The sequence below is a fragment of the Xanthobacter dioxanivorans genome (assembly GCF_016807805.1).
GTDB lineage: Bacteria > Pseudomonadota > Alphaproteobacteria > Rhizobiales > Xanthobacteraceae > Xanthobacter > Xanthobacter dioxanivorans.
The window spans coordinates 1,650,615-1,662,746 of sequence record NZ_CP063362.1 but is presented as its reverse complement, the minus strand read 5'-3'; the positions used below and the strand labels follow the sequence as shown (position 1 = coordinate 1,662,746).

At 71.6% G+C, this 12,132-nt stretch carries 8 protein-coding genes and 1 pseudogene; 5 read left to right on the top strand and 4 right to left on the bottom strand.

Annotated elements, in window-relative coordinates:
* Nucleotides 1–19: 19 nt before the first annotated feature.
* From EZH22_RS07865 to EZH22_RS07850, 4 genes are all read right to left on the bottom strand, one after another.
* Nucleotides 20–457 carry a hypothetical protein gene (locus EZH22_RS07865; RefSeq protein ID WP_203195128.1) on the bottom strand — a complete coding sequence of 146 codons (438 nt, stop codon included), beginning with the start codon at nucleotides 455–457 and terminating at the stop codon, nucleotides 20–22.
* A gap of 163 nt (nucleotides 458–620) precedes the next feature.
* Nucleotides 621–1,064, bottom strand: a complete 444-nt coding sequence (locus tag EZH22_RS07860; RefSeq protein WP_203195127.1) for a Crp/Fnr family transcriptional regulator — start codon at nucleotides 1,062–1,064, stop codon at nucleotides 621–623.
* A 60-nt stretch (nucleotides 1,065–1,124) separates the two neighbouring features.
* Nucleotides 1,125–3,800 carry an ABC transporter ATP-binding protein/permease gene (locus tag EZH22_RS07855; protein ID WP_203195126.1) on the bottom strand — a complete coding sequence of 892 codons (2,676 nt, stop codon included), beginning with the start codon at nucleotides 3,798–3,800 and terminating at the stop codon, nucleotides 1,125–1,127.
* A 63-nt stretch (nucleotides 3,801–3,863) separates the two neighbouring features.
* On the bottom strand, nucleotides 3,864–6,056 hold the full coding sequence (locus tag EZH22_RS07850; protein ID WP_203195125.1) for a CHASE2 domain-containing protein: 2,193 nt from the start codon (nucleotides 6,054–6,056) through the stop codon (nucleotides 3,864–3,866).
* Nucleotides 6,057–6,437: 381 nt separating this feature from the next.
* Here EZH22_RS07850 and EZH22_RS07845 point away from each other — a divergent pair, with 381 nt between their 5' ends.
* The 5 genes and pseudogenes from EZH22_RS07845 to EZH22_RS07830 all read left to right on the top strand — a co-directional run bounded on the left by EZH22_RS07845 (nucleotide 6,438) and on the right by EZH22_RS07830 (nucleotide 12,050).
* The gene (locus EZH22_RS07845) at nucleotides 6,438–6,911 is read left to right on the top strand and encodes a division/cell wall cluster transcriptional repressor MraZ (RefSeq protein WP_203195124.1); all 474 of its coding nucleotides are present in this window, start codon (nucleotides 6,438–6,440) and stop codon (nucleotides 6,909–6,911) included.
* Complete coding sequence (gene rsmH, locus EZH22_RS07840) at nucleotides 6,908–7,945, top strand: 16S rRNA (cytosine(1402)-N(4))-methyltransferase RsmH (protein ID WP_203195123.1); 1,038 nt, start codon at nucleotides 6,908–6,910, stop codon at nucleotides 7,943–7,945. The genes EZH22_RS07845 and rsmH overlap by 4 nt, the downstream gene beginning before the upstream one ends.
* A 5-nt stretch (nucleotides 7,946–7,950) precedes the next feature.
* Nucleotides 7,951–8,121, top strand: a pseudogene (gene ftsL, locus EZH22_RS33145) (cell division protein FtsL); the annotation flags it as partial.
* A gap of 696 nt (nucleotides 8,122–8,817) precedes the next feature.
* A complete protein-coding gene (locus EZH22_RS07835; protein WP_203196447.1) occupies nucleotides 8,818–10,515 on the top strand; it encodes a peptidoglycan D,D-transpeptidase FtsI family protein in 1,698 nt (565 codons plus the stop codon).
* A gap of 83 nt (nucleotides 10,516–10,598) precedes the next feature.
* Nucleotides 10,599–12,050 carry a UDP-N-acetylmuramoyl-L-alanyl-D-glutamate--2,6-diaminopimelate ligase gene (locus tag EZH22_RS07830; protein WP_203195122.1) on the top strand — a complete coding sequence of 484 codons (1,452 nt, stop codon included), beginning with the start codon at nucleotides 10,599–10,601 and terminating at the stop codon, nucleotides 12,048–12,050.
* Nucleotides 12,051–12,132 lie beyond the last annotated feature (82 nt).

Sequence of the window (12,132 nt, the reverse complement as noted above, 5' to 3'; positions counted from 1 at the left end):
TTGGCGTCGCGCCGACCCATCAGGGCTTGAGGCAGACCGCCACCACCTGCTTGACCGGATTGAGGCATTCCACCTCGGTCTTGCCGTCCCGGGCCGAGAACACGGCGATGTGCTGCATGCCCCGGTCATGGTTGACGCAATAGCCGCCGATCACGCTTTCGCCGCTCTCGCAGCCGGCGAGGCACCCGGCCGCCGGGCAATCCGAGGCGCGCACGGCGATGTTGGCGGCAGCGGGCACGCCCTGGATCCCTTGCGGACCGGCGGGTCCGACCGCGCCCTGGGGGCCGGCCGGACCTGCGGGACCAGCCGCACCGACCGGGCCGGCCACGCCGGCGGGCCCCTGCGGACCGGCAGCGCCAGCCGCGCCCTGCGGGCCAGCGGGGCCCTGCGCCCCCTCGAAACAGGCGGCCAGAGACAAGGCCAGCACGAGCCCGACGATGAGCTTTATGAATCGCATCCCGATACCCCCCAGGAAGAATGGCGCGGCATGGTGACGCTTGCCGTTACGGGACGCAAGGGACGGGCGAAACAATCGGATTTGCCGGCTCACGGCCCGGCGATGCCGACCATATGCCTGCTCCCGGAACCCGTGCCCTCCGGGGTCCGTGCCTCGCTGGGCATCAGCCGCGCGCCCGCACCAGGGCCTGCGTCGTCTGCTGGAGCCTCATGGCGAGGTCGCGCAGCACCGAGCGGGCGAGGGAGGGGGTCTTGTCGAGCAGCGACAGGAAGAGATCGGTCTCGATGCGCAGGACGCTCATGGGGTCGCCGGCGCGCACCGTGGCGGTGCGCGGCTCGCCGGTGAGCACGCCCATCTCGCCCACCACCGTGTCGCGACCGAGCCGCGCCACCTCGTGCGCGGCGCCGCCCGCCGCCACCTCGATCACCGCCGTCCCGTCGAGCACCACATAGGCGGCATCCGGCACGTCACCCTGGTGGAACAGCACATCGCCCGCCGCCACGTCGAGCCGGCTGGCGGAAAAGGCGAGCAGCCGCAGCTGGCTCGGCTCGAGATCGCGGAACATGGGGATGCGGGCCAGTGTCCGCGCCTCGTCCTCGATGCTCATGGGGGCATTCCTCCCGCAGATGGTCCACGCGCACCGCGCGACGGACACATGGTCTTCTCCTCAGGCCCGGGCCGCCTGTGGCGACACTGCCCCCGCACCGGGCTCCTCGATGCGCTCGATCTGGCCGTGGGTCATCACGATGACCTCGCGGAACAGATGCAGCGGCTCTCCCGCATCTAGGACGACGAGCGTGGTGCGTCCAGTGCGCCGGGCGAGCACCGCGTCGATGAGGGTGCTCTGTTCCGCCGGGGCGAGCGGCACCAGCGCATCGTCGATCACCAGGATGTCGGGATCGGCGAGCAGGCAGCGCGCCAGCGTCAGCTTGCCGCGCTCGGCGGCGGAGAGCGGCAGCCCGCCCTCGCCCACCGTCACGTCGAGGCAGAGCCGCTCCACCTGCCCGATGAGGCCTTCCTGCGCCAGGCATTCGCGCACGATCTCGTCCACCGCGGCGGCCGCCCCCGCCCGGTCGGCGGCGATGCGGCCGAACAGCAGGTTGTCGCGCACGGTGAGGGCCTGGCAATAGGCATCCGGCTGGTAGCGGGCGAGGCGGATGCCCGACACCTCGGTGACGTGCGCCAGATGCGCCCGCGCCGCCAGCGTCCGCTCCTGCCACGCCTCGTCCAGCAGGCCGAAGCGGTGGCGCGGCTCGCAATAGCGCCCGGCGATGCGCACGAGCAGCGCCCGCTCCCCGGTGGTCATCTCCTCCACGGCGCGGGCGGCGATGCGCCCGGCGGCGCGCATCTCCTCGGCCCGCAGCAGGCCCTTGGTGTCGATGCCCGCCAGCTCCTCCGGCCCGCCGGCCAGGTCCACGAGGATGCCGAGCGCGGCCCGGCCGAAGCGCGGCAGGTCCCCGGCGAGGCCGATCTTGGTCAGCTGCGGGCCAAGTCCCGGATCGGCGAGCAGGGAGGAGGCCCCGCGCCCGTCGTTCAGCGGGGTGGCGAACAGGATGTTCTCGGCGAGCGTCATCCACCGGTTGAAGGCGGCGAAGCGGAACGGCTCCATCAGCACGCGCCCGGTCTGCGTCTGCCGGCGTGCCACCGCGTCGGTGACGGCGGCGCGCTGCGAGACGAGGCGCGAGGTGAGCGCGCTCTCCCGTTCGGGATCGAGCCGCCGCTCCAGCCCCAGCCGCACCACGAGGTCGCCGAGGCCGGCGAGCGACAAGGCGGCGAGCGCGCGCTGGTCGAGGTCGGCCGCATCGCGGGCGCCCATGGCCGCAAGGTCGGCGGCCTCCCCCGTCGTCCGACGGGGCCGGCGGAGCAGGGCGCAGGCGAGGTTCTCCCGCAGCGTGCCGTTGATCACGATGGGGTCGCCGCCCGCATAGGCCACGTGCCGGCCGTAGAGCCCCTCGGACATGCTGGCAAGATCGTGCCCGCCGACGCGCACCGTGCCGCTGTAGAGCGAGATGGCGCGCCCGCATACCTTGGCCACCGCGTGCTTGCCGCCGGCATCTGGACCCTTCAGCGCCACGGCGCGTCCGGCCGCGACGTCGAAGCTCACCCCATCCACCAGCGCCCCGCCCGCCGGATCGACGATGCCGAGGTCGGCCACCTTGATGGAACCGTCGAAGGCGGGCTCCGGCCCCTCGGCGACGTCCTGCACCCCCTCGGGCCAGACCTCGCGGGTTTCCAGATAATAACGGGCGAAGTCGTAGCGCACCTGCGCCACCACGCGCTTCTCGTCCCAGTCAATCAGCTCCTTGAGCGGCTCGGGAATCTGGCCGTAGGCGGCCACCACCGCCACCAGCTGGCCGATATTGATGGCGCCCGACAACGCGAGCCATCCGCCCACCGAATAGAAGACCAGGGTGGGCACGTCCGACATCAGCAGGTTGAGGATGCGGTCGGTGGCGTTCTGCCGCTTCATGTCGAGGCTCGCCTCGGAGACGATGGCGAGGCGGCCGTCCACCTCGGCGCGCTCGAAGGGGCTGGTGGCGAAGCCGTGGACGAGGGGCAGCCGGTCGATGCCGGACATGACGCGTTTGCCGAGGGCCACGGCCTCGCGCTGGTAGATCTGCAGCTTCTTCTCGTTGTCGCGGCGCTGGATGCCGAGCAGCACGTGGTTCAGCGCCAGGATGCCGATGGCGCAGGCGCCCAGCGCCGCGTTCTGGGTGAAGATCAGCAGCGTCGCCGAGCCGATGAGGCCGGCCGATTTCAGCGGCTGGGCGAAGGCCATGCCGGCGAAGGGGGCGATGGGCCCCACCTCGAACCGCAGCATGTTGCCCACTTCCAGGGCCTTGCTCTTCATGGGCGCCTCGGGGCGCAGCCGCTGGATGATGTCGAACAGCTGGCGGCGCAGGCCCACCAAGATGCGCTCGCCGAGCCGCGCCTTCGCCATCTCGATCAGCCGGGAGATGTGCTGCTGGATGAGCTGGAGGGCGAACAGCACCAGGGCCAGGCCCGCCAGAAGCCCGAAGGCAGTCACCTCGAAGCCGGGAAAGCTGTAGAACCTCGCCCCGCCGAGAAAATCCGGCAAGGCAAGGTCGAAGGCGAGGAGGCGGGGGACCGTGCCGCCGATGGCGTCGGTCACGCCGTTCACGATGAGGCGCGGCAGCTCGAGCGAGGCGTAGTTGAAGGGCAGCAGCAGCAGCACCAGCGCGAACAGCTTGATGTGGCTCGCCGGTGCCGCCCGCCAGAGATAGGTGAGCATGGCGCGCGGCATGGCGCGGGCCGGGCCCGTCCCGCCGTGCGCCGAAGGGTCCGTTCCGTCGGAAGGTGACGTGGGGTCCGCGCCGCTCATGCAACCTTCTTGCTGGGGACGCTCCCGGTTGGCAAGCGCAAAACCGCGTCAAACGCATGGATCTCAGGCACTTGCCGAGGGCACCTCGCGGCCCTCGCGGCTGCGCTCGGCATAAAGGGCATAGAAGCGGGAGAGGCGCGGCGGGCAGTTGTGCTCCAGCGCCGCCGCCAGCGCGCCGGCGGCCGCGAAGTCACCGGCGCCGTAGGCCGACATGAGCGCGGCATGGTCGCGCGCCAGCGCCGCGAAGTCGTCGGAGATGGCGAAGGCGGCGTCGCCGGCGAGAAGGTGGAGCTGGCTCGCCCGCGACTTGCCCTTCAGCATCAGCATGTCCGCCTCGATGAAGGCGAGGCCGGCGGCCGCGTCGCGGGTCGCCTCGGAGACGAGGATGTCCACGCGCATGGATTTCGTCGCCCCCTCGATGCGTGAGGCGAGGTTCACGTCGTCGCCGAGGCAGGAGTATTCGAGCCGCTGATCGGAACCCAGATTGCCCACGCAGCACGGCCCGGTGGCGAGACCGATGCCGCAGCGCACCGGGGCATAGGGCCGGCCGGCCGCCTCCGCCGCGCGGCGCCAGTCCTCGTTCAGGGCGTCGAGCCGCCGGGACATGGCCAGCGCGCAGGCGGCGGCGTTGCGGGCGTGGTGGGGATCGTCCATCGGCGCATTCCAGAAGGCCATGATGGCGTCGCCGATATATTTGTCGATGGTCCCCCCGTGGCTCAGCACCACCTCGGTCATGGGGGTGAGGTAGGCGTTCATGAAGCGGGTGAGGGCCTGGGCGTCCATGGTCTCCGACAGGGAGGTGAAGTCGCGCAGGTCGCAGAACAGGATGGTGATCTCCCGCGTCTCGCCGCCGAGGACGAGGCGCTCGGGATTTTCCGCGAGGCGCTCCACCACCTTGGGCGATACGAAGCGGCCGAACACCGAGCGCACCCACTTCTTCTGCTGCTGCTCGTCGCGATAAAGCGCCAGCACGCCGAGGAGATAGACTCCCAGCACCGCCGCGCCGGGCCCCATGGGGTCGAGCAGCAGGTCGAGCCGGGTGAAGGCGAACCAGGCGCCGGCCCCCAGCGCCGCCAGCACCAGCACGCCGGCGAGCCCCGCCGTCACCGCCGAAACCCGCGGCAGCACCAGAGCGAGGAGGACGCCGAGCACGGCGGTGAGCACCATCTCCGCCCCGCGCGCCCAGTCCGGCCGGGCGAGACCGGCGCCGGTGATCACGTGCTCGATGAGCTGGGCCTGGATCTCCACCCCCGCCACCGCCGCATCGAGGGGCGTCGCCCGCGTGTCCATGAGCCCGGCGGCGCTGGTGCCCACCAGGATGATGCGGCCTTCCACCTCATCGCGCGCCACCGTGCCGTCGAGCACGGCGGCGGCGGACAGGAAGCGCCGCGGATCGGTGGGAGAAAAGCGCACCCGCACCTCCCCCATGGCGTCGGTGGGCACGTCGAGGGCGCCGATCTTCACAGCGGTGATGCCCGATCTGGTGCCGAAGCCGGCGTCGCCGCTGGCATTGGAGGCCCGCACCACATAGGTGGACGCCCCCTGCGCCACCCGCAGCGCCTCGGCCCCGAGGCCCGGCACGAGCTTGCCTTCGAGGCCGAGCAGCAGCGGCACCCGACGCACCACCTGGTCGCGGTCCGGCAGCCAGTTGAGCGCACCGATGCCCTTGGCCGCCTCGGCCAGCACCGGCAGCGGCGCGACGGCTCCGGAAAAGCGCGGCACGAAGGCGAGGGGATCGTCGCCGGCGCTGGCGAGGCCCCATTTGGCCGGATAGGCCCCGCCGGCCTTGGTCCCTGTTTGGGCGTCGGTCAGCACCGCGCCGAGGACCGAGGGGCTGGCGGCCAGCACCCCGGCGAAGCGCGCGTCGTTCCCCTCCCGGCCGACCAGGGCGGCCACCACCGGCGCGCGGACCTCCTCGGGCAGGAGGGCGGCCACCGCGACGGGGTCGAGGCGGTCTGGCTCGGAGAAGACCATGTCGAAGGCGATGGCGCCCGCTCCAAGGCCGGCGAGGCGGTCGAGCAGCGCCGCGATGGTGGCGCGCGGCCATGGCCACTGGCCGATGCGGGCCAGCGAGGCCTCGTCCACGTCAACGATGCGCACCGGAAGATCCGGATCATAGGGGCGCGGCGCGGCGCGCTGGTAGAGATCGAACAGGCCGTTACGCGCATCGGCCAGGGGGCCGGGATCGGCGCCCATAAGGACGAGGCCGGCGGCGAGCGGGCCGCCCACGGCGAGCCAGTAGAGGCGGGACCACATGTGGCGGGCGGATTCCGTTGTGAGCGCGCGAGCCTAGCGCGTTTCGGGGAAAGGGGAAAAGGCGGTCCGTCCCGGCCGGGCGCCTGCCCACGGGGCAGCGGCGGGGGGCTCTGCGCACGCCGCTGCCCCGTGGGGGGGTCTCAGTTTGAAAACGGCGCTGTGCCGCGCCCCTTCCCCCGGCAGGCGGGAGAGGGGTCTCCGGCGCAGTGGAAGGCGAGACCCGTGTTTTCAAACCGGGACACGGTCACTCACCGTCGTTCCGTTGACGCCCATCAGATCCCATGTTAGCCCATTATCACCCAAGAACACGTTGGACGGCTCTCGCCGTCGCGCGGACGGTACCGAGAGGCCGGCCGCCGCAAGAAGGGGCACCCGGGCGCCATGGACCGCTTCGTGTCCACCTACACGATGCGCCTCGACGCCAAGGGCCGGGTCTCCATCCCCGCGCCCTACCGCACGGTGCTGGCCAAGGACGGCGCGGACGGCCTCTATTGCCATCCGAGCCTTGCCGAGCCCGCGCTGGATGCGGGCGGAAACCGGCTCATCGGCGAGATCGACGCCCTGATCGGGCGCTATCCGCCTTATTCGGAGGCGCGCGAGGAGCTGGCCGCCGCCCTCTACGGCACCAGCGAGACCCTGCGCATCGACCCGGAAGGCCGGGTGGTGCTGACCGAAACCCTCAAGTCCCACGCGGGGGTCGCCGGCGAGGTGGCCTTCGTGGGGCTCGGGCACAAGTTCCGGATCTGGGAACCGGAGCGGCTAAAGGCGCATCTCGCGGAGGCCACCCGAAGGGTGCGCGAGCTGCGCCGGGCCATCGGCTCCCAAGCGCAGGACCCGGGGAGCACCGGGGCATGACGACGGGCCACGGCGTGGGCCCTGCCGACGCCGCTGGCGGACCGGCCCGTCATCTGCCCGTGATGCTCGCCGAAGTCCTCGCGCATCTCGCGCCGAAGGACGCCGGCCGCTACGTGGACGGCACCTTCGGCGCGGGAGGCTACACGCGGGCGATCCTCGCCGCCGCCGACTGCCGCGTGCTCGCCATCGACCGCGACCCCACCGCCATCGCGGCGGGACAGGGCCTCGTCGCCGCGTCCGCCGGCCGCCTCGTCCTCGCCCAGGACCGCTTCTCCCGGCTCGACGCGCTGGCCGAAGAGGCGAACTTCGGCCCCCTCGACGGCGTGGTCCTCGACATCGGCGTCTCCTCCATGCAGCTCGACGAGGCGGAGCGCGGCTTCTCCTTCCGCCGCGACGGCCCCCTCGACATGCGCATGGGCGATGCCGGCCCCTCCGCCGCCGACCTGGTGGCCGAGCTCGACGAGGTCAGCCTCGCCCATGTCATCTGGTCGCTGGGGGAAGAGCGGCAATCGCGCGCCATCGCCAAGGCCATCGTGAAGGCGCGGGCCGAGGCGCCCATCACCCGCACCGCGCAATTGGCCGAGATCGTGTCGCGCGTCGTCTGGGCCAAGCCCGGCGAGATCCATCCCGCCACCCGCACGTTTCAGGCCCTGCGCATCGCGGTGAACGAGGAGCTGGACGAGCTGGTACGGGCGCTGGCGGCCGCCGAGCGGGCGCTGGCCCCGGGGGGACGGCTGGTGGTGGTCACCTTCCATTCCCTCGAGGACAGGATCGTTAAGACTTTTCTGTCACACCGGGCAAAGGCACCATCCGCCTCGCGCCACATGCCGCAAGCGGAAGGGCCGGAGCCCTCCTTCCGCCTCGTGGCGAAGGGTGCGGTGGAAGCCGGCCCCGACGAAGTGGCAGGAAATCCGCGTGCAAGGTCCGCGAAGCTTCGCGCGGCCGAGCGCACGGAGGCCCCGGCGCATCCGGGCGGTGACCTGATGGGGCTTCTTCCCGCCCCACCACCGCAACGCCACGGGCGGAGACGCTAGGACAGATGTTTCGTGTCGCCAACGTCGTGATGATCGTCGCGCTGCTGGTGACCGCCGCGGTGGTCTACCAGCTGAAATACGCCTCCACCGCCGAAGCCGAGCGCCTGGCCACCCTGCGCGCCGGCATCCGCAAGGAGCGCGATGCCATGTCCCTCATGAAGGCCGAGTGGGCGCGCCGCACCTCGCCCGTCTACATCCAGGGGCTCGCCGAGCGGCACCTCGACATGAAGCGCCTCGACGTGGATTCCATCTCCAGCCTCGACGACCTGCCCGAGAAGCCGGGCGGCAACTCGGACGGCATCGGCGGCATGATCGAGGCCCTGGTGGACGCCCCGCTCGTCACCTCCTCCACCGGCAAGCCGGCAGCCTCGCCGACCGCGCCCACCAGCTCGGGGGCGCCACCGTGCCCGCGACCTCCGCGCTCAGGCCCGCCACCCCGCCGAAGCCGTCCGCGAGCGCGGCGGCGGCACCCCGGCCGCAGGCGCCGCGTCCCGCGCCGGTGGTCCAGCCGGCCCCCGCCGCTCCGCCCGCCGCGGCCCCGGCGCCCCAGCCCGAATCCACCAATCCCCTGGAGCGTCTGCTGCCCCCCGGCTTCCTGTCCGGTTTCCGCTGACGAGGTCGCCATGGTCGAGAAGACATCCCTTTCCGCCCGTCTCTCCGGCTTCGCCGCGCGGGCCGCCACCGCCGCCGGCCCCGTGGTCGCGCGCCTCGACGCCATGTCCGCCGATCTGCTCGCCGCCGGCGGGCGTTCCATCGCGTCGGGCAGCCGCGCCACCGCGAGCGGCCTCGGCCGCACCCTCCTCTTCGCCGGGCGCGTCGCGCAGGCGATCACCGTCCTGGCGGCCCGAGCCGCATATCGCGGCTGCCGGCACATGGTGCGCGGCCTGCTCGGCATCGGCCGCGGCGACGCCGAGACGGTGGCGCGCGGGCGAATCAAGCTGATCATGGCGGCCTTCTGCGCCGTGTTCGTCGCCATCGGCGCGCAGCTCGCCCACCTCGCCTTCACCTCCGACCCCGGCGCAACGCGCGGGCGTGGCTCGGACGCGGTGTCCTCCGCCCGCCCGGACGTGATCGACCGCAACGGCGACATCGTCGCCATCGACGTGAAGTCGCCATCCTTGTTCGCCGAGCCCAAGCGCCTCATCGATCCCGACGAGGCGCTGGAGGGCCTGCTCAAGGTGCTGCCCGACCTGAACGTGGCCGAGGCGCGCGCCCGGCTGAACTCCGGCAAGGGCTTCGCCTGGCTCAAGCGCGAGATCACCCCGTCCCAGATGCGCGCCATCCACCGGCTCGGCATCCCCGGCATCGGCTTCCTGAAGGAGAACCGCCGCATCTACCCGGACGGGCCCATCCTCTCCCACGTCATCGGCGGCGTGAACGTGGACAACCAGGGGATTTCCGGCCTCGAGAAATGGATCGACGGGCGCGGCCTCGCCGAGCTCCACCTCGCCGGCTTCGCCACCGACCTCCAGCAGGCGCCGGTCCAGCTGTCCATGGACATGCGCGTGCAGCACGCGGTGCGCGACGAGCTGCTGCGGGCCAAGAACAAGTTCTCCGCCCTCCACGCCATGGCCGTGGTGACGGAGGTGAACACCGGCGAGATCGTCTCCATGGTCTCGCTCCCGGACTTCGACCCCAACGTGTCCGGAAACCCCACCGACGACGCCTATCTCAACCGCCTCACCACCGGCGTCTACGAGATGGGCTCCACCTTCAAGGCCCTGTCCTTCGCCATGGCGCTGGATTCCGGCAAGATCGGCCTCAGCTCCTCGTTCGACGCCCGCGGCGCGCTGCATTTCGGCCGCTTCAAGATTTCCGACTACCACGCGGAGAACCGGGTGCTGACGGTGCCGGAGATCTTCCTCGTCTCGTCCAACGTGGGCACGGCGAAGATGGTGCTCTCGCTCGGCGTGGAGGCGCACAAGCAGTTCCTCAAGAAGATGGGCCAGCTCGACCGGCTGCGCACCGAGCTGCCGGAAAGCTCCGAGCCCATCGTGCCTAAGCGCTGGGGCGAGCTGAACTCCGCCACCATCGCCTTCGGCCACGGCCTCTCCGTCGCCCCGCTGCAGGCGGTGATGGCGGTGAACTCCATGATGAACGGCGGCTTCCTCATCCCGCCCACCTTCTTGAAGCGCAGCCCGGAGGAGGCGCAGAAGGTGGCGGTGCGGGTGCTGAAGCCGGAGACCTCGGACAAGATGCGCTACATCATGCGCCTCAATGCCGAGAAGGGCACCGCCACCAAGGCGGAGGTTCCCGGCTATATGGTCGGCGGCAAGACCGGCACCGCCGAGAAGGTGGTGAACGGGCGCTACGCCAAGAACAAGCTCCTGACCTCCTTCACCGCGGTGTTCCCCATGGACAGGCCGCGCTACCTCGTCCTGGTCATGCTGGACGAGCCGAAGGCCACGTCGGAAACCTACGGCTTCGCCACGTCCGGCTGGAACGCGGCGCCCACGGCCGGCAAGATCGTCGAGCGCATCGCCCCCTTGCTCAACATCGCCCCCCGGCAGAACCTGCCCACGGCCGAGCAGATGCTGCGCATGCCGCTGAAGGTGGCCGACCGGCACTGAGGGGCTCAACTTGATACCGCCGCCGCCAGGGACTGACGACGGCGGCGTGACAACCGGCGCGGGTGGATGCCAAAAGAGGTCCGATGACCAATCTTCCTCTTGGACAGCTTCTCGACGGCCACGCCCGCATCATGACCGAAGGCGCGGGCGCCGATCCCGTCTTCGGCCTCTCCGCGGACAGCCGCCGGATCACGCCCGGCGACCTCTTCGTGGCGGTTCCCGGCACCCATGCCGACGGCACCCGCTTCATCGCCGACGCGGTGGCCCGCGGCGCATCGGCGGTGCTCATGGAGCCTGCCGCCCCCCGGCCCGCTCTGCCGCCGCAGGTGGCGCTCGCGTTCTCCCTTGATGCGCGGCGCTCCCTGGCTCTAGCGGCGGCGCGCCTTCATCCGCGCCAGCCGGCCACCGTCGCCGCCGTGACCGGCACCGCCGGCAAGACCTCCGTCGCGGTCTTCCTGCGGCAGATCTGGGAGCGGCTCGGGCACAAGGCGGCGTATCTCGGCACCATCGGCCTCGTGGCGCCGGATGGCGCCGCCTATGGTAGCCTCACCACGCCCGACCCGTTGGAACTGCACGCCACCCTCGACCGGCTGGCCGGGGAAGGCGTCACCCACATGGCGCTGGAGGCCTCCTCCCACGGGCTCGACCAGAAGCGCCTCGACGGGGTGCGCATCGTCGCCGGCGGCTTCACCAATCTCGGCCGCGACCATCTCGACTACCATCCCACCATGGATGCCTACTTCCGGGCCAAGCTGCGGCTGTTCACCGAAGTGATGCCGGACCATGGCACCGCGGTGGCGGTCACCGCCGCCCCGTTCGCCGCCACCGCCCTCGCCTGGGCGGAAACACGGGGCCTGAGCCTGCTGCCCATCGGCGAGGGAGCGGGGCTCGACATCTTCGGCGTCACCGGCGCGGGCGCCGGACAGAAGGTGATGTTCGCCGACGGCACCAGCGCCGTGGTGCCGCTGGTGGGCCGCTTCCAGCTCGACAACGCCCTGCTCGCGGCGGGCCTTGCCATCGCCTGCGGGGCCGAGCGGGCGCCGGTGCTCGCGGCGCTTGCCACCCTCAAGGGCGTGCCCGGGCGACTCGAGCGCATCGGCGAGGACCCGCGCCGGCTGGTCTTCGTGGACTACGCCCACAAGCCCGAGGCCCTCGCCACCGTGCTCAACACCCTGCGTGCGTCCGTGCCGGGCCGTCTGGTGGTGGCCTTCGGATGCGGCGGCGACCGGGACAAGGGCAAGCGGCCGATCATGGGCGCCATCGCCGGCGCCAAGGCGGATGTGGTCATCGTCACCGACGACAATCCCCGCAGCGAGGACCCCGCCGGCATCCGCGCCGAGATCCTCGCCGGGGCCCCCGGGGCGCGGGAGATCGGCGACCGGGCGGAAGCCATCCGGGCGGGCGTGGCCATGCTCCAGCCGGGGGATGTATTGCTTGTTGCCGGCAAGGGTCACGAAACCGGCCAAATCATCGGCGACCGGACATATCCGTTCTCGGATGCGGCGGAAGTTCTCGCCGCCCTCGAGGCAGGCTGACCGGTCGGGTTGCATCAACCGGAGCGGTCGGTCCGTCTTTCAACCTGGAGTCAAGGAGCCCCGCGTTCTCCGATCGGCTTGC